Origin of the sequence: Streptomyces longwoodensis (assembly GCF_001514125.1) — a bacterium.
GTDB lineage: Bacteria > Actinomycetota > Actinomycetes > Streptomycetales > Streptomycetaceae > Streptomyces > Streptomyces longwoodensis.
The window spans coordinates 160746-183915 of record NZ_KQ948566.1; the positions used below are offsets into that span (position 1 = coordinate 160746).

Below are 23170 nucleotides of genomic sequence, written 5' to 3' on the forward strand. Positions count from 1 at the left end.
GGGGCGGGCCGGCACGCGTGGGTGACTGGGCGAGATCACGCCGACAAAGCCCATGGGCGGGCACGTCGGACGTGGCTCAGAAGGCGCGCGAGATCAGCCGTTCACCCGACACAGCGCGGCGGCCACGCGGACGAGGTCCACGGCACGGCGGCGCGTCAGAGGGGTCGGGAACGACATGGCGGGATGCAAGCATGCTGCGGGCTGGGTGTCAACGGATCGTCGGCGAGCGGCGGTTGGCCGACCGGACACGGCGTACGACGCGGGCGGAGCGGACAGGGGCACCACCCGGGCGCGCGGCACACGCAGCGCGCCGCCGCCCCTGTGAATCCGCTCCTGTGAATCCGTTGCTCACTGCGGTGGTTCTTCCGGTTTCCGCTGGGCGGCTGCGGCGAGTTGAGCGGCCAGATCCCTGAGCGCCTGCCGCAGTTCGTCGGGATGATGGATGGTGAAGGGCCACTCCAGGGAAGCAAGCAAGTGGGCCATGCCGTCCAGCCGTTCTGCCCGTGCGTGCATGAGAACGCCGGTGGGCTGGGCGGTGAGGGTCACCACCGAGCGAGGCAGCCGGCGAGCGATCTCATCGAGGGGGCCATGGATCGTCACCTCGACCTGCCAGCGGTAGGGCCCCTGGGCGAGGGTCGAGGTCAGGTGGGCGACGGGGTCGAAGCCCTCGGGTGCGGTGAAGCTGTCGGCTCGGGGGGTGACGGAGGTGATGCGGTCGATGCGGAAGGTGCGCAGGCTGTCGCGGAGGTGGTCGTGGCCGACGACGTACCAGCGGCCGGTGTGGAAGACCACGCCGTAGGGGTCGATGTCGCGTTCGGTGTGGTCCCGGCGCCAGGACTGGTGGCTGATGCCGACGGTCGTGCGGGCGCGGGAGGCCTGGGCCAGTGCCAGCAGGACGCCGGTTCCGGGTGTCTGCCCGATCACGGCGTGGGCGGTGAAGGACAGGGTCTCCCGCATGGCCGCGAGCGGTTCGCGCAGGGCGTGCGGGAGCACCCGCTCGATCTTGGCGAAGGCACCGGCGCTGGCCGGCGCGGCGGTGCCCATGCCCAGACGTTCCGCCGCGAGCAGGCCGAGGACGACAGCGAGGGCCTCGTCATTGGTGAGCACCAGAGGTGGCATGCGGTAGCCGCGAGCCAGTCGGTAGCCGCCGTGGCGGCCGCGTTCGGCCTCCACGGGGATGCCCAGGTCGCGTAGGTGGGCCGTGTAGCGGCGCACGGTGCGGACGTCGGTGTCCAGGCGGTCGGCCAGCTCCGTCCCGGTGAGCCGGGCGCTGGACTGGAGGAGTTCCAGCAGAGTCAGCACACGGGTGAGGGGATGCGACATGGATGACTCGGCATTTCAGGGCGGATTCTGTCCTGTATCGACTCTACGCTCGCCGCAGTACCTACTTCTGGGAGATCACATGGCCACCTTCGTACTCGTTCCCGGCGCCTGGCTCGGGGCGTGGGTGTGGGAGGACACCGCCCACGCCTTGCGGGAGCGCGGCCACACGGCCCTGCCGCTGACACTGACCGGCCTGGCCGAGCGCGCAGACCAGGGCGGCCCCCGGACGGACCTGGACACGCACATCGCGGACGTGGCGGGATTCGTCGAGGGGAACGACCTGCGCGACGTCACGCTGGTCGCCCACAGTTACGCGGCTGCCCCGGTGACCGGGGCAGCCGGACGTCTCGGCGACCGCTTGCAGCGCGTGATCTACGTGGACAGCGCCCCGTTCACCGAGGGCATGTGCATGCTCGACCTCCTGCCACCGCAGACAGCGGAACAGTTGCGCCGGCAGGTCGACACTTCCGGCGACGGGTGGCGGCTACCGATGCCGCCCTTCGAGGTCCTGGGCTTGTCCAGCAGCCTCGACGGGCTCGACGAGGGCCGGCGGAACGATCTGCGCACGCGTGCCACCCCTCAGCCCTTCGGTACTTACACCCAGCCTCTCGCCGTCCCGGCCGAGCCCGGTCCCGATGTGGACCGTGTCCTGATCGCCTGCCGTGACTTCACGGGCCTGCTGGATGCCGGAGTACCGATGCTGGCCTACCTGAACCAGCCGCCGTGGCGGCGCTTCGACCTGCCCACCGGGCACTGGCCGATGCTGTCCGCGCCCGCCGAACTCGCCCGCGTCCTCGGCAAGGCCGTCTCCTGACCGCGCCGGCCGAAAGGCACAGACCGACGCCTGACCACGAGAGCATCCGCAGGCTCCGGGCTCATGCGCAGGCCCTGGCAGGCGGAGCACGCCAGGCCTCTGCCGTGGCGGTCGTCCGACGGGTCTTCGCCATCCAGGCCCAAGACACCACGGCCGTCGACCTGGGCATCCGGGTACGCGGCCGGGACATCACCGCCCAGGCCATTCGCACGGCATACGAGAAAGAGCGGAGTATCGTCCGCAACTGGTACATGCGCGGCACCCTGCACACCATCCCCAGCGACGACGCCCGCTGGGTGTTGCAGTTGCTGTCCCCGCGGATCCTTGCCGCGACCAGCCGCCGCTACCAGCAGCTCGGCCTGGGCGATGATCTGCTCCAGCGCGCCGACCATCTCATCCGACGTGCTCTCGCCACGCACGGCCCGCTCACCCGGGCCGAGCTGACCGAGCGGCTCACCAGCCTCGGTGTTCCGCGGGACGGGCAGGCACCGTTCCACCTGATCCGCCACGCAGCACTCACCGGCATCCTCTGCCATGGTCCGCAGCGCACCGGTGAGGCCACGTACGTGCTGCTCGACGACTGGCTGCCCTCCACGGGGCGCATCCGGTGGGAGGGCGACGCCGCTCTGGCCGAACTGGCCCGCCGGTACCTGGCCGCGTGCGCCCCCGCCACCTTGGAGGACTTCGCTGCGTGGTCCGGACTGCCGGTCACCTGGGCCCGCAAGTCCTGGAAGATGCTGGCGGAATCCGGCGTGATCACCGAACACGGCGCATTGACCATGCTCACCGGGCGGGTGGAACTCCCACGCTCGTCTGACACCCCGGACGTTCGCATGCTGCCCGCCTACGACAACTACCTGATCGGCTACCGCACCCGCGAGGCCTCCGTCCCCACCCTCCACCAGGCCCGCGTCTGGCCAGGAGGCGGCGTCATCCGCCCCACCGTCATCGCCGACGGCCTGGCCATTGCCACCTGGACCCGTGGCCCCGGCTCGCGCTCCATCCAGGTGGATGCGTTCGAACCCGTCACGCCTCAGGTCGAACAACGTATCGACAGGGAAAAGGAGGCCGTCGTCAGCTTTCTGCGGACCACCACCGGATCGCCGCAGGGGAAGGAGCCGTGGACCGCGCGGCACGCGTGACGCATGTCCATCCGCCGAGGATGCACGGTGATGTCGGCTGACACCCCGAAGTGTTCACCGGGGGTCATGGAGCCTTCCCAGGCTCTGCCGCCAGCGCCCCATGCGGGGCGTTCCCCTTGAAGCCGTCGTCTCCTCGCGGTAGCGGCAGCGTGACCGTGGAGCCGGATGCCTATCCGCCCCACCGCTCGGTCACCGCATCGGGGTTGCTGGCGCGAGGTGTGGGCATGAGCTTCAACCGCGAGGCTGGGGGCACGTGGAACACCATGACCACGGGGGCGCACTCGGCTGAAACAAGGACGACGCCTATACCTATGGCTCCCACGGCCTGTCCACCCGATCGACGGAACCGGTCGTCCAGACCTACCGGTTCATCGGCAAGGGGGGACAAAGAGCAGCGGCTGGAACCGCGCTCAGCTTGGCACCCGCATCCCACGAAGGAGTTCTCGTGCGGCATTCCGCTGGAACGCCACTGGCATACAAGGGACTTGACGGTATTCCCCTCTGGCTCCTGTTCGGGGTCGCCATTGGGGCTTTCATCGTCTTCGGAGTCGTGCAGGCTCGCAAGAAGAAGTAGAAGGTGGGCAAGGCCCTCGCCGCGGCGTTCGGCTCGGTCCGTGTCCGCGTCCACCCATCGCTTGAACGCGGTCCGGGCGTAGCCGGTGCGGACGGGAACCGGGGCAGGACGTCCTTCCCGGGCAGCGCGCCATGGTGTCCCCGGGCACGGCGCCGGGAGTGGCGTGCCCGGCAGGGGCTGCGTGGGCGGTACCGGGGCGAGACAGCGGTGAGCGCGGCGGAGGGTGAAGCCTGCGCGGGGTGGCGCGGCCAACTGGGTCAGTGGGTTCGCTGGAGGCTGCGGGCCAGGGCGTGGGTGCCTGTCGCCGCGGCTGTGGCGAAGGTCAGGGCCAGGGTCAGGTCGCGGGCGCGGGTAGGGCGCAGTGTGCCGGCGCGGCGAAGGCGGGCGCGGGCCCAGAGGGTGAAGGGGATGACCACGAGCGGGCTGGTCACCGAGCCGGGTGTGTAGGCGCGGAGCACGGCTGCCTGCGCCACATGGACCACTCCGTGCAGGCCGAAGGCGTCGAGCACAGTCTGGTGGACGACGGAGCGGCCGCCGGTGCGGTGCCCGTCCGCTGCAGCTGCCGCGACCACGACAGCCATCGCGGCAACGGCCGTCGTGAACTCGCGGGCGTCCACCGACCCCAGCTGACGCCACACGGCCTCCGGCACCCAGGGCATCTTCTCGCGTAGGTCCGGGAGCCGCGTGCGCACCCATCGGGGCACGGTAACCAGTTCCTCGGTGTCGTGCACGGCCCAGGGCATTGACCTCGAGGCACACAGGCGCACCGCTGGCGTCACAGCGGAAGTCGATGCGGGAGTACGTATTACTGCCGAACCCGAGGACCTTGAGCGCGTGCAGGGCCAGATCCTGCAAGCGGGACGTGAGGTCGTCGGAGATGCGCGCCGGACAGACTTCACCGACGGCGACACCGGTGTTCGACTACACCGCGAGATACCAGTCGGGCCCAGTCGACTGCTCACGCTCAGCGGCACCCGCCAACACCTCACCCTTCCCCCCCACGCCACAGGGTGGTCAGACCGACGACCCCCATCACCTTGGCTACAGCGGGTAGGCGGCATAGTGCCATTTGATCCGCTCCGGCAAGGACGCCGAAAGGCAGGGCATGAGGAGATGAAACAGTGCTGCAGCTCATCAGTCGCCAAGACGACCTGGTCATCGCTTCCCTCGAAGGGGAGGTCGACCTCTTCACCAGCGACGAGGTCCGCGCAGCGGGCGAGCGCCTCCTCGACGACGGCTGCCGCCTGCTGATCCTGGACACCTCCCCCCTCACCTACATCGACTCCAGCGGCATCACCGCCCTGCTCGCCCTCTGGCAGCGCCTAGAGGACGAGCACGGCGCTCTGATCATGGCCATCCCCGATGAACACCTGCGCCGGCGCATGGGCATCCTCGGCCTGGACGGCGTCATCACCGTCACCGCGACCCTGCACGACGCTCTCACCCGGGCCCGCGCGATCGGCGCCGGCGCCGTGCCCCGCCCGCGCACTTCCCAGACCGAGGCAGAAACCGCCTGACCCGCTTCCGGCAGCTACGGGCCGACGTCGCGCAGGCGCCAGCAGGCCGTCGATCAGGGTGACTCGGCCTTCCGTCTTCAGCAGTGTGTTGTCCAGTGCGGTACCTGTGCGTCCTTTGCCGACGGTAAGCGCGAACATCACCGCGGCCGTCACAGCGGTCCAGCAAGCTCCCCGACGACCACGGTGTCGGCGCCGATCTCGATCAGTGAGTCCAGGCTGTCGGCCTGAAACGCGCCTCAAGCAGTGCCGCGACTCTCGTGAACGGTTCGATGGGCGGTCTCAGCCGGCTGCCTCCCGAAGCGGTGAACGCTTGCCGTCCGTCCTCGCGCACCGAACCTCGGGGCGAATACCTACTGGGGTCGGCGTCCTGTGACGGCACCACCGGGGTCGTCGAGCAGGGCGATACGGACGGTGATGTGCTTGCCGGCCGGCTCCATCTGCACTTCGAAGTCCTGAGCGACCATCATGACGATCTCCAGCCCGTGCTGCCCGACGCGGCCGGCGTCCGCGGCCCGGGCCACCGGCAGCACCGGCGCGGAGTCCCGCACGACGATCTCGACCAGGTCGCCGATGATCCGCACATGCATCAGCGCCGGGCCGGGCGCGTGCTTGCGGACGTTGGTGACGAGTTCGCTGACCACCAGCTGGGTCACGTCGATGGCGCGCTGGGAGACGGACAGACCGTGGTCGGCCTGGACCTGGGTGAGGAACTGCCCGGCCAGGTGGCGTGCCCGGGCGATGCCCGTACCGTCACCTTGCAGGTCCACGGTGGTCTGTAGGGGCTGCTCGTCCGGCGTGTCCTCGTTCACTGGCAGTGGTTCCATCACGACGACAGCCTTCTCCCGTCAACCTCTTGCGTTTACCCGTCCTGCGCCGGTACACGCCCTGCTGATCATTTCAGAGTGACCTTGGCTCGTGAGCTCGGCAGGTGTCGCTGGTGGGCGGCAGAGTCCCGTGGGCGCCGGATGATCTTGTGGCACTGGCGTCGATGCGTGGGGGCGAACTAGGCTGCGTCGATTCGTGCCGTTCACGGCGGCAACCGATCGACGGAGAGGAAAGCCGATGACGCAGCCGGCATCGGCCACCGACCCGGCTCCCGGGCGCCGCCCCGAGCTGGTCCCCGACCCGGATGCGGAGGCGGCCCGGATGGCGGCGGTGCGCCGCTACGACATCCTCGACACGCCGCCCGACGGAGCGTTCGACCGGGTGGCGGCGATGGCCGCCCGGCTCTTCGACGTGCCGGTGGCGACCGTCACGATCGTGGACACCGACCGCATCTGGTTCAAGGCCGCCCACGGCCTGGAGGGTGTCGCGGAGATCGGCCGTGATCCGGGGCTGTGCGGCTCGGCGATCCTGCGCGATCACACGATGGTCATCCCGGACACCCTCAAGGACCCCGTCGCGGCGGACAATCCGCTGGTCGCCGGAGAAATGGGCGTACGTTTCTACGCCGCCGCACCGATCACCACCCCCGACGGGCACAAGCTCGGCACGGTCAACGTCCTCGACACCCGGCCACGCTCGATCACCGAGGAGGACACCGCCACTCTCACCGACCTCGCCGCGATCGTGCTGGACGAGATGGAGCTGCGGCTGTCGGCGCTGCGCGCCCTGCGTGACGAGCAGGCCCGCCGGGAAGTGGAGAGGCGTCACGCCGAAGCGGAACGGGCGCGGGCCGAGGCGGAACGGGCGGCACGGGAGAAAGCGGAGCAGGACAAGGCCGCCATCGCCGCGTTCGCCTCCACCCTCCAGCGCACCCTGCTGCCCCCGGCCCTCCCCGTGGTGCCGGGCCTGGAGCTGGCCTGCCACTACCGCACCGCCTCCGCCCACGACGTGGGCGGCGACTTCTACGACGTCTTCCCCCTCGACAGCGACCGGTGGGCGTTCTTCCTCGGTGACGTGTGCGGCAAGGGCCCCGAGGCGGCGACCGTCACCGCCTTGGCCCGCCACACCCTGCGCGCCACGGCCCATGTCGATGCCGACCCCGTTGCCGTGCTGAGCGCACTCAACACCATGCTGCTCACCGACGTCACCGCCGGCCGCCGCTTCTGCACCGTCCTGTTCGGCCTCCTCGAGCCTCGGGATGGCGGTGGCTTCACCGTCACGCTCGCCACCGGAGGCCACCCGCCGGCCTACCACGTGCGACCCGACGACAGCGGCGCCGTCTGGGTGCGAGCCGTACGGCCCCCGGGCGGCATGCTCGTCGGCGCCTTCCCCCAGGCGCCCTTCGCCCGGACCACGTTCTCCCTGACAGCCGGGGAATGCCTGTTCCTCTACACGGACGGGCTGACCGAGGCCCGCACCCTCGAGGGCACCTTGCTCGGTGAAGACGGCCTGACCGGTTTCCTCCACCAGCGCACCGCGCCCGTCACCGCCACCTCCCTGGTGGAGGACAGCATCACCCTGCTGGCCTCACTTCCCGACGGAGCCCGCGACGACGTGGCTCTGCTGGCCCTGTCCGTCCCCCAGCCGCACACCACACCCGACGGCAGTGTCGCTACCACCGCACACACCGCCGCCGCGCCAGAACACTTCGCCCAGGAGGGGTGAGCGACGTGACCGACACGCTGGAGCTGACCGTCCAGCACCCCCGTCCCGGCCTCGCGATCGCCACGGTCACCGGGGACGTGGACATGCACACCGCGGACACCCTGCGCCGCGACGCCTCGATACTCATCGAGCGAGGGTGTCCGCACCTGGTTCTGGACCTTTCCCAGGTCGGCTTCTTCGACTCCGCCGGTCTGAGCGCGCTCATCGGCCTCTGGCACGCCGCCCAGGCGCAGGGCGGTGCACTCGTTCTCGCCGAAGTCCCCGACCGCCTGATGCGGATGCTCACCCTCACCGGCCTCGACACCATCCTGGCGGTCCACGCCACCACCGCCGAAGCACTCACCGCCATGGCCGCGAGTCCCTCTACCAGCACAGGACACCCTGGCTCGATCACCCGTGTCTCCTCCGCCGACGGGACCGGTGAACCGACCGGAGTGCAGCGGCCGGTCTGAGCCAGCACTTGCAAGCGGGAAGCCAGGGAGCCGACTCTTTGGCGCGATTATGCGGGTCGCGCGACGTGGCGCCGGGCCGGGCCGGCAAGGGAATTCGCCCGGGCTGCGTAACGACAACCCCGGTCACAAAACGCGCGATTACTGCGATGAACCGATGCCCCATCGCCACGCGGTGAGCAATTCTGGTCACCCGACGGCAGTTCGGCGCAAGGTGAGGCACACATGCGCTAATCGGTGCATACTCGCTCCACTCGCCGTCGGAAAGGGGACCGGTGGCCGGGTACGGCTGTGTGCCCGGGCCGGGAGCGGCGGCGCCGAAGCAAGGGGGACCCATGGACAAGACCCAGGCCAAGGACGCGGCAGGCGGCTTAGCGCGCACCAGCGCCACCTTCGCCCCGCACCTCGCCCGCACCGAAGCGATCATCGACAACCCCGACAACCTGAACCAGGGCGCCTACGGCGTCTGCGCCATGACGGCCGCCGTGCGCACGCTCCTCCAGCACGACCGGGCCCGTTTCGTGGAGCTGCTCCGCGCGGTGTTCGATCCCGGCAATCCGGGATTCCGCGGGCTCGGTGCCGGCTCTGCCACGCTGCTGGACCGCCGGCTCGCCCAGGCCGACGCCAAGCAACAGCGCTACCTGACGACCGGGCGGACGTACACGGAGCTGTACAACCTGGACTTCATCCTGTCCCGCGCGCTCGGCAAGCTGATCAAGGTCGCCGACCCGGCCGTCTACCGCAACCAGTGCGCGTTCTCCGAGCGCATCACCAAGATGTTCAACGTCAAGGACGAGTGGATCGACCTGTTCCGCCTGCCCGGCACCCACACCGCGACGCTCGATGCCGGGGTGATCGACGATGCCCTGCGCCGCGACCTCGCCTTCAAGAGCGTGCCCATGCTCGTCGCCTGCGGCTTCGAACTGGACCTGCCCGCCAGCAAGGTCACCACCGTCACGGCGGGCGGCGAGTGGCGGATCGGCCACCCGCTGCCGGACGGCAAGCACCGCACCGTCACGGTGGTTCGCGACGGCAGCACCAGCGGCGAGGAACTGCTCGTCCGCTACCGCACGGACGGCCCGCTGCGCGCCGAGGGGGACCTCGGCCTCGACCGGGACGGACTGGAGTTCCTCATGCGGCAGGTGATCCGGGCGTCGGCGGTCTCCTCCTCCATCCGCGAGAGCACAGTGGCGGTCACCGAGGCCAACACCGCGTTCGGCGCCAGTCCCGGAAGCTTCGTCTACGCGATGATCAACGGCAGTCGGCGCTTCATGGAGGCGGCAGGGGCGGCGCGCAGGAAGAAGCCGGCCACCGACCCCGCGTTCGACTTCACCACCCCCGCCCCACCCGGCCCCGACGTGTGGGGCAGGGCCCGCCCGACGTGCACCCACGTCGTCGACGTCACCGGCCCGATCCGCACCGAGGGCGACGTGTACGTGCTGCCGGTGTGGACCTGGGCGACCCACTTCGAAGCCCGCATCCCGCACAAGCTCATGGGCGAGTACGTCTACGGCTACGTGTACGGCCGCATTTAGCCCCCGCACGCAGGGGCGGAGGGGACGTGTTCGGCACAAGCACCCGTACACAGTGAAGGGCGTACCTCGCTCCATCTCTACAGGTCAGGCGCCGGGCGGCGAGCACTCGATGCCGGAGACGGGGGCGGCCCCGAGGGGGAGCCGGTCGGACGGTGTCGGCGTGGCAGAATCCCGGTCGGCCCGGCGCACGATGTGGACCCGCAGCAGCCCTAACGGGTGCGCAGGTGCGACCAGCTCCGCTTTGGAAGCTTGCGGCGGCCAAGTCTCCGCCAATCCCCTTGGTTCCCCGCACGGTCAGGCATGCGGGTGACACGGGTGCAGCCTGGTCTGTGCGTTTCGCTTGACCGACGGACTACTCGTAGGTGGTCGCAGCTCGCAGAGCGAGTGCGAAGAAGCTCCAGTCACCATTGGCCGGTAGGTTCCGGCCGACGTTCCTGTACCAGCCGTCCGCGTCGTCGATCCATGCCGCCAGTGCCTCCAAGAAGCTCTGGAGGTCCGCGTTCTCCCATGAGTGGCCCTCAAAGGTGTGGCTTCTGTAGAGGGCACGGACGAAGCCAGCCAGGTCTTCTCGGCTGTCGACGTGATCAGGAGAAGTGGTCATGAGCGGCACCCTACTTCGTACGTCGGCGGTGGAACCGAGCCTAGGGGGTGTCTTGTCGATCAGGCCGGATCAGGGAGCGGCGTCTGGTGCCGTGCATCGCAAAGCGGAGGAGGGCGGCGATTCGGAGCATCGCCAACCGACGACAACGCGGCGAGGCGCGGTGCCAGGCGCCGCGAGCCCGGCCTGATCGACATGACACCCCCTAGTGAGCACCGCTTGCTCCGGCAGCGTGCTGGTGAGCCCGGCCTCGCCCCGTGTGCACCCCCCAGATTGCTGGGATGGGGTCCTTGCTGCGCCCTCGCCAGTATGGGGACGGGCCGGCGACGTCAGCCGACCCCAGTGACGCAACCGACCGGAAACCCCGCCACAGGAGGTCCGATGCCGCTTCGAAGGAAACTCATGACCATGCTCACCGCGTGCCTCGCGGTGGTTGGCATCGCCTTGGCGAGCGCCTCGCCCGCGCAGGCGGCCAACATCTACTTCAAGCCCGGCTTCCGCTTCAACGCCGACGACCACTACCAGTCGGACCGCGGCTACCTGATCATGCAGGGGGACGGCAACCTGGTCCTCTACTGCACCACGCCGGCGGGCAAGTACCTGTGGGACACCGCGACCGACGGCAACCCCGGTGCCTACGCCGTCTTCCAGGAGGACGGCAACCTCGTCGTGTACACCAAGGCGGACATCCCGATCTGGGACTCCGGCACCTGGGGCAGGGGCGCGACGTTCGCGCGGATCAGCGACAACGGCAACTTCGCCATCTACCGCGACATCAACCACCCGCTCTGGTCCACCGGCACCGCGGACCGCTGCTGAGCGTCGGGCCGAGGCACCGGCCCGACGCGACGCCACCCACGCCGCGGCATGGAGAGGGAGCCGCGCCGGCGGCAACGCTCCGCGCCGCGAGCGCACAGCGCCCGGTCCCCGGGATCATCGGGCCGGGCGCTGTGCCCGCCCGGCGGTTCCTCTGGGCTCCGCAACCGGAGCCATGGCTCCCACCTGCGCGAACAGCGCCCGGCGACGGCACCGCGCGCTAGCCTGGGGGGCATGAAGCGCAACGGGGGAGATGCACGCGCGGATCGGGTCACGGACGCGGCGTTACGGGCGGCGCGCTCCGCGCGGACCGTGGAAGAGTTCTTCGAGAAGATCAAACGGGCCACGCGTCCGGCGCTGCGGTTCGACATCTGCGCCGGTGTGACCGTGGACCCACAGACCCTGATGAACACCGGCGGCGACTACCGCGACGCACTGCCGCCGTCCATGATGCCGCGCATGCTCGACATCGAGTACCGGGAGGGCGACGCCAACGACCTGTCCCAGCTGGCAACCAGGTCGACGCCCGTGGGCCTGCTGAGCCGCGAGACGGGCGGCCGGCTCGAACGCAGCCCGCGCTACCGGGACATCATGCGGCCCCTGGGTTTCCGGGACGAACTGCGGGTGCTGCTGCGTGACCGGCACGGAGCATGGGGCGCGCTGATCATGGGGCGCGCGCAGGACGCGCCCGCCTTCGCACCGTCCGATCTCGCCGTGGCGGCCTCGCTCGCCCAGCCGCTCGGCTCCGTACTGCGCCGGCTGCACCTGACCCGGCTCGCCGAGGCCGGCGCGTCGGCGGCGGCACCGGGTCTGGTGCTGCTGGACGAGGAGTACCGGGTGGTGCACCGCACCCCCACCGTGGACATGTGGTTCGAGGGCCTGGCCGGCGAACCGGCCGACGCGGATCCGTCCGCGGATGACCGGTTGCCTCCTGCCGTCTACGCCGTGGCGGCCGCGGTCCAGACGCCCGATGCGCCGGGGACCCACACCTCCTGGATGCACAGCCGTGCCCACGGCTGCGTGAGGTTGCACGCCTGGCGTCTCGACCGCTCCGACCCGACGGGGGCCCGCACCGCCGTGGTCGTCGAGAAGGCGGGCTCCGGTGAGCACTTCGGGCTGATCGCCGCTGCTTACGGGCTGACGCCACGCGAGAGGGACGTCACCGGGCTGGTGCTGCGCGGGCACTCCACCGCCGACATCGCACGCCGCGCCGGGCTGTCCCCGCACACGGTCCAGGACCACCTCAAGTCGGTGTTCGACAAGACCGGCCTGCGCAGCCGGCGCGAGTTGGTGGCCGGCATCTTCGCTCGCCATTACGGGTGAACGCACGCTCGCAGCAGCGCGCTTGCCGACCATCGGGTCGGGGCAGGGTGCCCTGGAGGTCACCCTGCCCCGCTGGAACCCGAGTGGTGCTTCCTGCCTCAGCCGAAGTTCACGTCGCTGCACCACATGTAGGCCTGGTCGAGGTGCGAGGCCTGCCAGATCACGAACAGGATGTGGCGCCCGGTGTAGCCAGAGGTCCGGACGGGGAACGTGATGTCCTGCGCCGGGGCGTAGCGGCCGGTCTGCGTGATGAAGTCGAGATTGCCCCAGCCCAGGGTCTGGGTGGTGGGGTCGAAGCCCTGCTTGCTCACGTAGACCTTGAAGTAGTCGGCACCGTGTGACGCCTGGTCGTACAGGTGGACCGAGAAGTTGTTGCCGACGGTGGTCGCCTTCCACGGCCCGGGCTTGTCCAGGCTGGCGTTCCTCGACAGGTTGTTGCTGCAGAGCGTGCCGTCGGGGGTCCGCGCCTGGAACTGGCCGCCGAGGCCGTCGCGCAGCGCGCTCATCCAGTTCCACATGGTGTCGGGGTTGGCCTGGAAGGCCTGCCAGCACATGGGGTCTTCGGTCTGCATGGCCGGGTTCGTGTGGTTGCTGCCCCACGTCTTCCAGCATTGGTACGCGCGGGAGGCGGGGTCGACGATGGTGCCGTGAGCCTGAGCGGGCGCCGACCAGGTCAGTGCGCCGGCGACTACGGCGAACAGCATGACGACGGCTTGAAGAGCCCGACGAAGGGAAGGCCGTGAACGCCGCGTCAACGGCTTCTGTTGGAGCATGTGGGGGGACTCCTTCCAGTTACAGGACTGTGATGGGAGCGCTCCCAACGTTAAGTACTCTGGATGAGATGTCAATGCTGGGAACGGAGTTGGGCTGGTACTCGGCGAGATCCAGCCCGTCCCCGAATGGGTCCCGCTCACGGCCCGTCGGAGGGGCGGTGAGCCGGACTGGACCGTCGCAGGTACGTCGCAATTCCAACGTGGTCACCGCCGTCCTCGCGGTTACCGTCGGCGTGCAGATCCTCTCGCGCCAGCCGGACACCGCCGTGGAGGTTTCCGGGACGTTGGACCGCTTCTGGCGCGTCCTCCTTCCGCAGCTGATCCACTGACCGCCGGCCCGGGTGCCCGTCGGCCGGGGTCCGACCAACGCTGCCGCGATGGCTCCGGCCCGCGGCACACCCCGCACGCGCTCAGCGGCAAGCAGCACCGGGCCAGGTCTACGGCTGCGGCAAGCGGGCCTCGGCGTCCCTCCGCACGGGAAGGGCCTGCTCGATGTGTCGGGCCAGGCTCTCGGGGTCGTGGGCGTGCGCGAGGTGGCCCTGGCCGGGCATCGTGACCACGCGGGCCCGGGGCAGGGCCGACGCGAAGGCGGCGAAGGCATCACCGTACGGCGGGACGCCCTCGTTCTCGCCGCCGAGCAGGAGGGTGACGGGCACGTCGAGCGTCCCCAGCTCCCGCAGGTCGGCGTGGTGCTGGTCGAGGGCCGTCAACTCCCGTGCCAGCGGGACGGCCAGACGCCTCAACACGTCCCACACCGCGCTCCGGCGCAGTTCCGCCACGTACTCCTCGGAGAACCCCGACACGTCGCGGTTCACGATCTCCACGGCCCGGTCCAGGTCACCGGCCCTGTCGGCTTCCCACAGGGCGGGAAGTACGTGACGGCCGAAGGGCCGTACGACAGGCTCGTACAGGGTCAGCGAGTGCACGGCGGCGGAGCGTCGCGCCGCAGCCTCCAGCGCGACGAGCCCTCCGAAGCTCCAGCCGAACAGGTCCAGCCCGCCCGGCGCGCCCTCGGCGGTGATGATCTCCTCGAGGACCCGGTCCAAGTCGTCGATCTCGGTGCGCACCGAGTAGTCCGCGCCGAGCTCACCACTGGGCCGGCGTCCGCGCCGGTTCACCACGTAGACCGGTCCGGCCACCTCCAAGGCGTCCACGACCGGTTGCCAGACTGCGGCATCGGCCATGACTCCCGGCACGATGAGCAGTGGTCGGCCCGAGCCCTCCCGCCGGGTCAGAGTGATTCGGACGCCGTCGCGTTCCACCTCGAGCACGCTGCTGTACCTCCTGGACGAAGTCCCTGCGCCCGAGGACGGGCACACACGGCATCACCAACATAAGCATTCGGCGGAGGACACGGCGCCGCCGGTCCCCGGCCAGGCCGTCGAGGAAAGGCCTGCGGCTCCCCCGCCGTCCACGGCAACCTGAAGAAGTAACCACGACGGCACCCGCCCCAGCCTCCGCTCTCGGCACCGGCCGTCCTGCCTTTAGCGTGCGTGACGACAACGGGTGTCGGGTCACCGCGTGTGCGCATGGTGATGCGCCGCCCTTGGTGAGCAGGCGGTGGACGAACCCGTGCGAGCGCCCGCAGCCGTGCGCGAGAGTGCGGAGCGAGACCCCCGCCGTGTACGCCTTCTTCAGCTCGGCAGCGAGCTTGAGCCTGGCCGGTCCCGTGACGTATCGATTCGGACGGACCCGGCGGTGGTAGGTGCGGGCGTGTGGGTGAACTCGCGCAGGACGCGGGCCAGTTCCGCCGGCCGGTCCAGCGGGACGAGGGTGTAGCTGTCCGCCACCTCGACCAGCCGCGCGTTGGGGAGGAGGTCCACGAGGCGCCGGCCGTGCTCGGGCGGCATCACCCGGTCCTCGTCCGCCCAGATCACGAGTGCGGGCTCGCGGAAGCCCGGCAGGCGGTCGGCCGCCGACAGCAGGACGCGGGGGTCGGCCGCCGCCACCCGCAGCATCCGTACGGTGTCGCGGCGCACGGCGGGACACCGCCTGGCCGGTGCCGTCCACCGGGCGGTCGCGGCGTCCCCGCGCTTGGTCAGCCGGCCGAACGCGACCGGCAGCCGGCGGGGCACGGCAGCCGTCGTCGCCGCCATGCAGGCCACCGGAGTACGGCGCCTCGTCGTCGTCAGCGCCCCACCCGTCGCCACCGTCCCCTCGCCGGGACGGCCCCACCCGCCCCGGCACGACCCGGGTGACGGGTTCTTCATGCGCCACCTGGGCAGCCGCCTCGCACGCACCCTGTTCGCCGCGCACTACGCCGACCTCGCCCTCACCGAGGACATCGTCCGCGCCAGCGGCCTCGACTGGACCATCTCCCGTCCGCCCCAGCTGACCGACGAACCCCTCACCGGCCACTACCGCACGGCGTACGGGCGCAACATCCGCGGCGGTAGCAAGGTCGCGCGCGCCGACGTCGCCCACCACATGCTGCGCGTCCTCGACGAGCCCGCCTCGATCGGGCAGACCGTGGGCATCGCCGGCCGAGGCCCCCGGCGCTGACCGGGGAGCCCCGGGGGCGGGCTTCCTCTGCGGCCCCTAACGGCCCAGGGCCGCCGCGCCCGCCCGCGCGTACGTCTCGTCCGACGCGCCGGACGGGGCGCCGGCCACGCCGATGCCGGCGATCGGCGCGTTGCGGGCCGTGACCGGGACACCGCCGGCGAGGAAGAGGGTGCCGGGGATGTCCTTGAGGTTCGGCGTCTGCGCCAGGCGTCCGGCCAGCTCGGAGGTGGGCGCGTTCCAGGACACCGCGGTGAACGCCTTGCGCTCCGCCGACTCGTACGACTGCGGGCCCGCGCCGTCGCCGCGGAGCGTGACGACGGTGTTGCCGTTGCGGTCGACGACGGCGACCGTGACCCGCTGGTTCTCCGCCTCGGCGGCGTCGAGCGCGGCCTGCGCGGCCCGGATCGCGGCGTCCACCGTCAGATGCGTCGAGGCGGTCGTGGCGCCCGGCGCGACGGAGACCGCCGGGGAGGCGGCCGACGCGGAGGCCGCCGGTGCGGAGGCGCTCGCCGACGCCGTGCCGAACGCCGCGGCGCCGGCGACGGCGACGGCGGCGGCACCGGTGGCGACGCGGGCGCGCCGGGAGAGGTTCTTCATCTGGTCTGCTCCTCGGGGTGGGTGGGCGCCCGCCGTGGTCCGGGCCGCCCGTCGTGCTTCCACCCTCACCCCCTCGCCCGCCTCGCCGTGTCGGTGTTCCGGCTGCTCCCGGCGCACGGAACGGACGACGGCCCTGTCATCCGATCGGCTGACCCCCGGGCCGTCCCGAGCCGCGACAATAGGAGTGTTTGCGCAGTTCAGCGCGAGCGGAGGAGCGGACGAGCGGGGAGCGGGGAAGAACGGTGGAAGGGAGGTCAGGGCGGATGCCGGAGCCGCACGACCCGGACGAGCGGTGGCTGGGCGCCGTACTGCACGCGGCGTTCTTCCTGCTGCTCGGCGGCGCCTTGGCCCGCTTCCTGACGCGCCATCCGGGCGAGCCCCGCGCCCCGTGGATCATCGCCCTGTCGTGCGCCCTGGCCGTCCTGCACCTGCTGGGGCCCGCCCTGGCCGACGGGACGGCCGCCCGCCCACGCCCGGCCCGCCCGCGCCCGTTCCCCCGGCCCTGGTGGCTGGCACCGGCCTGGCTCGCGCTGGTCGTTGCCGTGTGGATGGTGCTCGTGGTCCTCGCGCCGAGCTACTCCTGGTGCGCGGTACCGCTCTTCTACACCGGCCTGCGCACCCTGCCGACCGGCGCCGCACTCGTCCTGGTCGCCGTCCTGACGGCGTTCGTCGTCGCCGCGCAGCTCAGACTCGCCGGCCACGTCGACCCGAACCTGCTGCTCGCGCCCCCGGCCGTCGCCGCCCTCGCCACGGCCGTGTTCCTGCACACCCGCCGACAGGCCGCCCGGCAGCGCGCCCTGATCGACGACCTGCTGCACACCCGGCGCGACCTCGCCGCGTCCGAGCGCCGTGCGGGCACCCTCGCCGAACGCCAGCGGCTGTCCATGGAGATCCACGACACCCTCGCCCAAGGCCTGTCCAGCCAGCGCATGCTCCTGCAGGCGGCGGAGCGGGTGTGGGAGCGCGAACCGGACAAGGCACGCGGCCACGTCCGGTCCGCCGCGTCCGTCGCCGAGCACAACCTCGCCGAGGCCCGGCGTTTCGTGCACGACCTGGCCCCCGCGGACCTCGCCCGCGGCGGCGGTCTCGACGCCGCGCTGCGCGCCCTGGCCGCACGCGAGGGCGGCGACCACCTCGGCGTGCGCGTCCACGTCGACGCCGGCGCGCGGACCCCGCCGCTGCCGGACCGCGTCCAGTCGGCCCTGCTGCGCGTCGCCCAGGGAGCCCTGGCCAACGTCCGCGAACACGCGGGCGCGACGACCGCCGTGCTCACCCTCACCCTCCTGGAGGACCAGGTCGTCCTGGACGTCAGCGACGACGGCCACGGGTTCGACCCGGCGGCCCCGGCCACCGCACCGGCCGGGACGCGCGGCCACGGCCTGCCCGCCATGCGGGCCCGGCTCGGCGGGCTCGGCGGCACCCTGACGGTGGAGTCGGCGCCGGGGGAGGGCACGGTCCTGTCCGCCGCCGTTCCGCTGGAGGCATCCCGATGACCCGCCCCGCCGCCCCGGCCCCGGACGGTGCCCCTGTGCGCATCCTGGTCTGCGACGACCACGCGGTCGTGCGGGCCGGACTGCTCGCCCTGCTCGACAGCGCCCCGGGCATCGAGGTGGTCGGCGAGGCGGGGACCGGCGAGGAGGCACTCGCCCTGTCCGCGAAGCTGGCCCCGGACGTGGTGCTGATGGACCTCCAGCTCGGAGAGGGCATCGACGGCGTGGAGACCACCCGCCGCCTCACGGCCGCTCCCGGCGCGTCCCCGCACGTCCTCGTGCTGACCACGTACGACACGGACGCCGACGTCACCCGCGCCGTCGAGGCCGGCGCGACCGGCTACCTGCTCAAGGCCGAACGCCCCGAGGAGCTCTTCGCCGCGATCCGCTCCGCCGCCCAGGGCCGCCCGGCGCTCTCCGCGCCCGTCGCCGGCCGGGTCATGGCCGGCCTGCGCGGCCTGCGTGTCTCCCTCACCGGCCGCGAGCGCGACATCCTCGCCCAGCTCGCCCGCGGCCTGGGCAACCGCGACATCGCACGCGCCCTGTTCATCAGCGAGGCCACGGTCAAGACCCACCTGCGCCGGATCTACGACAAGCTCGGCGTGGACAACCGGGCGGGCGCCGTGGCCGTGGCGAAGGAACAGCGCCTGCTGCCCTGACCCGAAGCCACCCACTCCGGCATGGGCGGGCAGAAACCGTCGGCGCGCGCGGACCGACGCCCGCGAATGGCCGTTGTGCGCGGTGCACTGCGCGCCCCGAGGCCGAAACCCTGCTCGCCGTCTGGGCCAGTCCGGGCCAATAGGTGCAGGATGCCGGGACCCTCCCCGCGGGCGCGGGCGCGGGAAGTACCCGCCGTCACGCACCCGCTGGCGTCAGGGCGGGAGACCATCCCCGCCAGCGCGGGGAGCACTCGATGTCGACGTCTTCCGGGGCCGTCTGCATGGGATCATCCCCGCGGGCGCGGGGATGATCTCCGAGCCTTGTCGACCAGACCTAGGAGTATGCGAAGGTGAGATCCACTCTGCGGATCAGAATGCTGAGCGCGGCCACGGCGGCAGCGTTAGGCGCGCTCTCCCTCTCCGGTGCGGTGACCACCGCTCGCGCCGACACCCCACCTGCTGACCCCGCCCGTCCCGGGCCTCCGGCCATCACCGACGCCTCCGGGTACGCCTGCGGTGATGCCGCGAGCCCTGCCTCGTACCGGATCGGCACCGCCGCCGGTTTCACGTTGTCGTCCGGCGCCTCCGGCGGGCCTGCTGCCCGCTACCTGTACCAGCTCAACGGCGCGATACCGCTCTCCGTCGCGAACGCCGGGGCCGGCACCGGCATCGACGTCACCCCTGACAGCGGCACGAACACGTTGACCGTCACAGCGGTGGCCGCCGACGGGGCCATCGGCGGCTCGACGAACTGCCACTTCTTCGCCGGCCCGCCGCCGACGGCCCCCGATGGAGACCTCACCGGCGACGGGCTGCCCGACCTCACGGTCGTCGGAGCGCAGGCGGGTCTGCCCAGCGGCCTGTGGCTGGCCAGGGGCACGGCCGATGGCCAGGTGGACCCCGATGTGACCAACGTGGGAGGGCAAGGGACGGGTGCCAGCTCCGCCGGCTCCGCTTCCGACTGGGACGGAACTCAGACGATCACCGGTCACTTCCACACCGGCGCAGGCTTCAACGACGTCCTCGTCTACGCCCCTACCAGGGGGACAGGCACGATCCTGTACGGCACCGGCGACGGGTCGGCGCTCAGCCCGTACAGCGGTCACGAGGTGAACGTGAGTTCCCTGGCCTTCACCGACGAGAGCGGTGTCACCGGCGCCCCTGGCAGCAGGGCCACCAGCATCGCCAGCGGCGGCGAGCTGTACCGCACGGTGAACGACATGCCCCGCGCCGGTCTCCCGGACCTGCTCATGATCGTGAACGGCCAACTCTGGGACGAACCGGGCCTGATGGCCCCTGGCGCGTTCCTCGGCCTCGACAACGCCCTGCCGCTGACCAGCACCAACCCCACCGGCTCGGGTGACTGGACCGGCTGGAGCCTGACCAGCAGCCTCGTCGACGGGCTGCCCGCCCTGTTCGCCCGCAACGCGGCGACCGGCGCCCTCTACTACTACACCCCGCAGCAACTGCAAGACCTCGCCTACGGCAACGCCGTCACCCCTCTGAAGCTCGCCGACAGCGGCTACGACGCAGCAGCCGTGCCCGTCCTGCAAGCCGCCGATCTGAACAGTGACGGCACGCCGGACCTGCGCACCGTGTCGGCCACCGGGGTCACCACGGCGTGGATCCTCGACCCCGCCGCAGGGACCCTGACCCCGCGGCCCGCGCAGAGCCTGAACGTCCCCGGCGGAACCGCGTAGCCGACCCCGACCGGTAGGGGCCGTCCGTTCCAGTGGGCGGCCCCTCCTCGTGTCACGGAGTCGGGGACGGCCGAACGTCGGCCCCGGAAAGACTCATCAGGGCTTCAGTACGACCCTCCCGAACACTTCCCCCGCGTCCATCGCCCGATGCGCCAGTGCCGCCCGCTCCAGTGGGAGCACTTCGTGCACCACCGTGCGCAGCTCCCCCCGTGCGGCGTCGGTGAACTGGGCTGCTCGTACGGCCTGTCGGTCGTCGACGGGCACGGTGTCGGAGCTGAACGTGGTGAACGACAGCGACTTGCGGAAGGCGTCGATCATGCGCATGCCGAAGTCCGCCGGTGGCGGGCCGGCGACCACGCCGACGGCGACGTAGCGCCCGTTGGGACTCAGTCTGTCCAGGAAGAGGGGGAGGTCGGGGCCCGCCACGACGTCGATCACGACGTCGAAGCCCTCCGGTGCGTCGGGGCCGGCCAACTGGCCGGAGCGGTCCAGGACATGGGTGGCACCCAAGTTCCGCAGGCGGGTGCCGCGTTCGGCCGAGGAGGTGGTCACCGCCACCGCGCCCGCGCCTCCCTTCGCCGCGAGCTGGACCGCCGTGTTCCCGATGCTGCCCGCCGCGCCCCGCACCAGCACCGTGTCGCCGGGCATGAACCGGGCCCGCTCCAGGGCGAAGTGCGCCACGACGCCCGAGCCGCCGAGGGTCACCGCGTCGATGCCGGTCAGGCCGTCGGGCAGGGCGAGGACGTCCTCGACCGCGGCGACGGCCAGCTCGGCGTACCCGCCGGACAGGCCGGTGAACGCCCACACCTCTCGCCCGATCCACGCGGCGTCCACGCCCTCGCCGACCCCGGTGACCCGTCCGGCGACCTCGCTGCCGAGGACGTGGCCCTCGCGGAAGCCGTAGGCGGCGAGCGTTCCCCGGCGGATCACGGCGTCCACGCCGCCCGCCCCGATCGCCTCCGTGGCGATCTGCACCTGTCCGGGGCCGGGCGGGGGCTCGGGAGCCTCCACGACCTCCAGGCCGTCGGGGTCTCCGAACGTCCTGATCACAACGGCTTTCATCTCTGCTCCCGGGGTCGGCGGGTGGACGGGGTGCGGCTTCGGCGGGTCCGGACGGTGAGCGGTCCCCGCGGTCGGCGTACCGTGGGGACCTGCCTGGACGGGGTCGCGGCGCCGTCCTCGGAACGTAACGGACGCTCCCGTCCGTTTGGCTGAAGTGAGAAACGATGACCAGCCACGTGCCTCACCCGGTCCGCACCGCCCGCACTCCCCGCGCTCCCCGCGCTCCCCGCTCCGACGCGTGCGACAACCGCGCCCGCATCCTCGACGCCGCCCGCGCGGTGTTCGGTGAGCAGGGCCTCGGTGCCCCCATGCGCGAGGTCGCCCGGCACGCGGAGGTGGGCCCCGCCACGTTGTACCGGCACTTCCCGACCAAGCAGGCACTGCTCGCGGAGACCTTCGCCGAGCAGCGGCGCGCCTGCCACGGCGCCGTACGGGACGCCCTCGCCGACGAGGACCCGTGGGACGGGTTCCGGAGTCTGATCGAGCGGATCTGTGAACTGCACGCCCACAGCCGGGGGTTCGCCGACGCCTTCATGACGGCCTTCCCCGAGGCCATGGACTTCGCCGCCGACCGGGAGCGGACCCTGCTCGCGGTCCGTGAGCTCGCCCGGCGGGCCCAGGAGACCGGTCGGCTACGGCCCGGCTTCGTCGTCGACGACCTGATCCTCATGCTGATGGCCCACCGAGGGCTCCAGGACGCACCGCGCGCCGCCCGCGTGCAGGCGTCCCGCCGCTTCGCGGCCTACGTGATCGAGGCGTTCGGCGCCACTGAGGGGGAGGCAGAGGCCCGTACGCCCCTGCCGCCCGCGCCGCGCCTCCGGCTCTCCCAGCCGCCCAGCAGTCCGTGACGCCACCTCCGCGCCGGCCGGGTTCCCGCCCGGCCGACGTCTGCCTCGCCCGGGTAGCCCTCAGGCTCCCGCGCCCCCGTCCACCGGCAGGATCGCACCGGTCACCATCGACGCGCGGTCGCTGAGCAGCCACGCCGCCGCCTCGGCCACCTCGCGGGGCTCGGCCATGCGGCCGAGCGGGGTGGCCGCCGTGTTGCGCTCGATGATGCCCGGGGACGCCGCCTCCCACTCGTCGATCATCGCCGTGGCCGTCCCGCCGGGCGTGATGCCGTTCACCCGGATCCCGTCGTGGGCCCAGGTCACGGCGGCGGTCTCGGTGAGGCTGTTCAGCGCGCGCTTCATCGCGCCGTAGGCGGGCAGCGCGGGGTTCGCGCGGCGGCTGCCGATGCTGGAGGTGTTGACGATCGCGCCGCCGCCGTCGCGTCGCATGAGGTCGGCCTCGGCGGTCATGGCGGTCCAGTGCGAGCGGAAGTTCACGGCGAACTGGGTGTCGATGTCCTCGTCGCTCGTGGTGTCGAGCGGGCCGGGCTGCTGGATGGCAGCACCGTTGTTGAAGGCACCGTCGAGCCGCCCGTGCAGCTCCCCGGCCCGGTCGACGGCCGCGCGGATGCCGGCCCGGTCGGCCAGGTCGAGGGTGACGGCGTCGGCGGTGCCGCCGTCGGCGCGGATCTCGCCGACGAGCCGGTCGAGGGCCTCCGCGCTGCGGGCGGCGAGGACGACGGCCGCGCCCTCGGCGGCGAAGAGCCGGGCCGCGGCCTCCCCGATGCCGCGGCTGGCGCCGGTGATGAAGACGACCTTGCCGGTCAGCAGGCCGATGGGGGCGATGTCGGTGGTGTGCGTCATGGCGCCAGTGTGGGATCGGCCGCCGGGCCGGATGGAGGCACAGGCTGTACCAGGA

26 protein-coding genes are annotated in these 23170 nt (G+C 71.7%); 14 read left to right on the forward strand and 12 right to left on the reverse strand.

The window, feature by feature from the left end:
* Positions 1–93 precede the first annotated feature (93 nt).
* Positions 94–177: a putative leader peptide gene (locus tag AQJ30_RS40165; RefSeq protein ID WP_358254585.1), complete on the reverse strand. Its 84-nt coding sequence runs from the start codon at positions 175–177 to the stop codon at positions 94–96.
* Positions 178–348: 171 nt separating this feature from the next.
* Complete coding sequence (locus AQJ30_RS34525; RefSeq protein WP_245727270.1) at positions 349–1302, reverse strand: helix-turn-helix transcriptional regulator; 954 nt, start codon at positions 1300–1302, stop codon at positions 349–351.
* A 100-nt stretch (positions 1303–1402) separates the two neighbouring features.
* Between AQJ30_RS34525 and AQJ30_RS34530 the strand changes: the two genes are divergently transcribed.
* Complete coding sequence (locus AQJ30_RS34530; RefSeq protein ID WP_067241731.1) at positions 1403–2137, forward strand: alpha/beta fold hydrolase; 735 nt, start codon at positions 1403–1405, stop codon at positions 2135–2137.
* A gap of 104 nt (positions 2138–2241) precedes the next feature.
* On the forward strand, positions 2242–3279 hold the full coding sequence (locus AQJ30_RS34535; RefSeq protein WP_245727272.1) for a winged helix DNA-binding domain-containing protein: 1038 nt from the start codon (positions 2242–2244) through the stop codon (positions 3277–3279).
* Positions 3280–4110: 831 nt separating this feature from the next.
* Here the strand turns inward: AQJ30_RS34535 and AQJ30_RS34540 are convergent.
* The gene (locus tag AQJ30_RS34540) at positions 4111–4557 is read right to left on the reverse strand and encodes an HXXEE domain-containing protein (RefSeq protein WP_425424178.1); all 447 of its coding nucleotides are present in this window, start codon (positions 4555–4557) and stop codon (positions 4111–4113) included.
* 417 nt (positions 4558–4974) lie between these two features.
* Between AQJ30_RS34540 and AQJ30_RS34545 the strand changes: the two genes are divergently transcribed.
* Positions 4975–5370, forward strand: coding sequence for an STAS domain-containing protein (locus AQJ30_RS34545; protein WP_067241734.1), 396 nt, complete (start codon positions 4975–4977; stop codon positions 5368–5370).
* Between the two features lie 350 nt (positions 5371–5720).
* On the opposite strand, the gene AQJ30_RS34550 is transcribed toward AQJ30_RS34545, so the two are convergent.
* Positions 5721–6194, reverse strand: a complete 474-nt coding sequence (locus AQJ30_RS34550; RefSeq protein WP_067241735.1) for an ATP-binding protein — start codon at positions 6192–6194, stop codon at positions 5721–5723.
* A 238-nt stretch (positions 6195–6432) separates the two neighbouring features.
* Between AQJ30_RS34550 and AQJ30_RS34555 the strand changes: the two genes are divergently transcribed.
* From AQJ30_RS34555 to AQJ30_RS34565, 3 genes are all read left to right on the forward strand, one after another.
* The gene (locus AQJ30_RS34555) at positions 6433–7920 is read left to right on the forward strand and encodes a PP2C family protein-serine/threonine phosphatase (protein WP_079084495.1); all 1488 of its coding nucleotides are present in this window, start codon (positions 6433–6435) and stop codon (positions 7918–7920) included.
* Between the two features lie 5 nt (positions 7921–7925).
* Positions 7926–8372: an STAS domain-containing protein gene (locus AQJ30_RS34560; protein WP_245727274.1), complete on the forward strand. Its 447-nt coding sequence runs from the start codon at positions 7926–7928 to the stop codon at positions 8370–8372.
* Positions 8373–8704: 332 nt separating this feature from the next.
* Positions 8705–9904 (forward strand): hypothetical protein, encoded by a 1200-nt coding sequence (locus AQJ30_RS34565; RefSeq protein ID WP_067241737.1) that lies wholly within the window; start codon positions 8705–8707, stop codon positions 9902–9904.
* 352 nt (positions 9905–10256) lie between these two features.
* Here the strand turns inward: AQJ30_RS34565 and AQJ30_RS34570 are convergent, their stop codons facing one another.
* Positions 10257–10505 (reverse strand): DUF7660 family protein, encoded by a 249-nt coding sequence (locus AQJ30_RS34570; protein ID WP_067241739.1) that lies wholly within the window; start codon positions 10503–10505, stop codon positions 10257–10259.
* A 399-nt stretch (positions 10506–10904) separates the two neighbouring features.
* On the opposite strand from AQJ30_RS34570, the gene AQJ30_RS34575 reads away from it, so the two are divergent.
* Together AQJ30_RS34575 and AQJ30_RS34580 are read left to right on the forward strand one after the other, a co-directional pair.
* The gene (locus AQJ30_RS34575) at positions 10905–11321 is read left to right on the forward strand and encodes a hypothetical protein (protein WP_067241741.1); all 417 of its coding nucleotides are present in this window, start codon (positions 10905–10907) and stop codon (positions 11319–11321) included.
* 231 nt (positions 11322–11552) lie between these two features.
* Positions 11553–12641, forward strand: a complete 1089-nt coding sequence (locus tag AQJ30_RS34580) for a helix-turn-helix transcriptional regulator (protein WP_107119775.1) — start codon at positions 11553–11555, stop codon at positions 12639–12641.
* A gap of 98 nt (positions 12642–12739) precedes the next feature.
* On the opposite strand, the gene AQJ30_RS34585 is transcribed toward AQJ30_RS34580, so the two are convergent.
* Entirely contained in the window at positions 12740–13414 is a 675-nt protein-coding gene (locus tag AQJ30_RS34585) for a lytic polysaccharide monooxygenase auxiliary activity family 9 protein (protein WP_483855237.1), read from the reverse strand.
* A 200-nt stretch (positions 13415–13614) separates the two neighbouring features.
* Here AQJ30_RS34585 and AQJ30_RS39900 point away from each other — a divergent pair, with 200 nt between their 5' ends.
* Positions 13615–13743, forward strand: coding sequence for a hypothetical protein (locus tag AQJ30_RS39900; protein WP_281200987.1), 129 nt, complete (start codon positions 13615–13617; stop codon positions 13741–13743).
* 108 nt (positions 13744–13851) lie between these two features.
* Here AQJ30_RS39900 and AQJ30_RS34590 read toward each other — a convergent pair whose 3' ends face one another.
* From AQJ30_RS34590 to AQJ30_RS39685, 3 genes are read right to left on the reverse strand one after another with little or no spacing between them, the layout of a single operon-like run.
* The gene (locus tag AQJ30_RS34590; protein WP_281200989.1) at positions 13852–14619 is read right to left on the reverse strand and encodes an alpha/beta fold hydrolase; all 768 of its coding nucleotides are present in this window, start codon (positions 14617–14619) and stop codon (positions 13852–13854) included.
* Positions 14501–15052, reverse strand: a complete 552-nt coding sequence (locus tag AQJ30_RS40170) for a helix-turn-helix domain-containing protein (protein WP_245727279.1) — start codon at positions 15050–15052, stop codon at positions 14501–14503. Before AQJ30_RS40170 ends, AQJ30_RS34590 begins: the two co-directional genes overlap by 119 nt.
* A complete protein-coding gene (locus AQJ30_RS39685; protein WP_245727276.1) occupies positions 15049–15510 on the reverse strand; it encodes an alpha/beta fold hydrolase in 462 nt (153 codons plus the stop codon). The genes AQJ30_RS40170 and AQJ30_RS39685 overlap by 4 nt, the downstream gene beginning before the upstream one ends.
* Here AQJ30_RS39685 and AQJ30_RS39690 point away from each other — a divergent pair.
* Positions 15509–15916, forward strand: coding sequence for an NAD(P)-dependent oxidoreductase (locus AQJ30_RS39690; protein WP_067241749.1), 408 nt, complete (start codon positions 15509–15511; stop codon positions 15914–15916). The genes AQJ30_RS39685 and AQJ30_RS39690 overlap by 2 nt on opposite strands.
* A 36-nt stretch (positions 15917–15952) precedes the next feature.
* Here the strand turns inward: AQJ30_RS39690 and AQJ30_RS34605 are convergent, their stop codons facing one another.
* The gene (locus AQJ30_RS34605) at positions 15953–16513 is read right to left on the reverse strand and encodes a GlcG/HbpS family heme-binding protein (protein WP_067241751.1); all 561 of its coding nucleotides are present in this window, start codon (positions 16511–16513) and stop codon (positions 15953–15955) included.
* A 263-nt stretch (positions 16514–16776) separates the two neighbouring features.
* Here AQJ30_RS34605 and AQJ30_RS34610 point away from each other — a divergent pair, with 263 nt between their 5' ends.
* The 3 genes from AQJ30_RS34610 (at position 16777) to AQJ30_RS38595 (ending at position 20362) form a co-directional block, all read left to right on the forward strand.
* Positions 16777–18006 carry a sensor histidine kinase gene (locus AQJ30_RS34610; RefSeq protein ID WP_067241752.1) on the forward strand — a complete coding sequence of 410 codons (1230 nt, stop codon included), beginning with the start codon at positions 16777–16779 and terminating at the stop codon, positions 18004–18006.
* Positions 18003–18662, forward strand: a complete 660-nt coding sequence (locus AQJ30_RS34615) for a response regulator (RefSeq protein WP_067241754.1) — start codon at positions 18003–18005, stop codon at positions 18660–18662. The genes AQJ30_RS34610 and AQJ30_RS34615 overlap by 4 nt, the downstream gene beginning before the upstream one ends.
* A gap of 350 nt (positions 18663–19012) precedes the next feature.
* Positions 19013–20362 carry a hypothetical protein gene (locus AQJ30_RS38595; RefSeq protein ID WP_159052425.1) on the forward strand — a complete coding sequence of 450 codons (1350 nt, stop codon included), beginning with the start codon at positions 19013–19015 and terminating at the stop codon, positions 20360–20362.
* Positions 20363–20458: 96 nt separating this feature from the next.
* On the opposite strand, the gene AQJ30_RS34625 is transcribed toward AQJ30_RS38595, so the two are convergent.
* On the reverse strand, positions 20459–21424 hold the full coding sequence (locus tag AQJ30_RS34625) for a zinc-binding dehydrogenase (RefSeq protein WP_067241758.1): 966 nt from the start codon (positions 21422–21424) through the stop codon (positions 20459–20461).
* A 164-nt stretch (positions 21425–21588) separates the two neighbouring features.
* Here AQJ30_RS34625 and AQJ30_RS34630 point away from each other — a divergent pair, with 164 nt between their 5' ends.
* Entirely contained in the window at positions 21589–22272 is a 684-nt protein-coding gene (locus tag AQJ30_RS34630) for a TetR/AcrR family transcriptional regulator (protein ID WP_079084497.1), read from the forward strand.
* Between the two features lie 60 nt (positions 22273–22332).
* On the opposite strand, the gene AQJ30_RS34635 is transcribed toward AQJ30_RS34630, so the two are convergent.
* Entirely contained in the window at positions 22333–23115 is a 783-nt protein-coding gene (locus tag AQJ30_RS34635) for an SDR family NAD(P)-dependent oxidoreductase (RefSeq protein ID WP_067241760.1), read from the reverse strand.
* Positions 23116–23170: the final 55 nt, after the last annotated feature.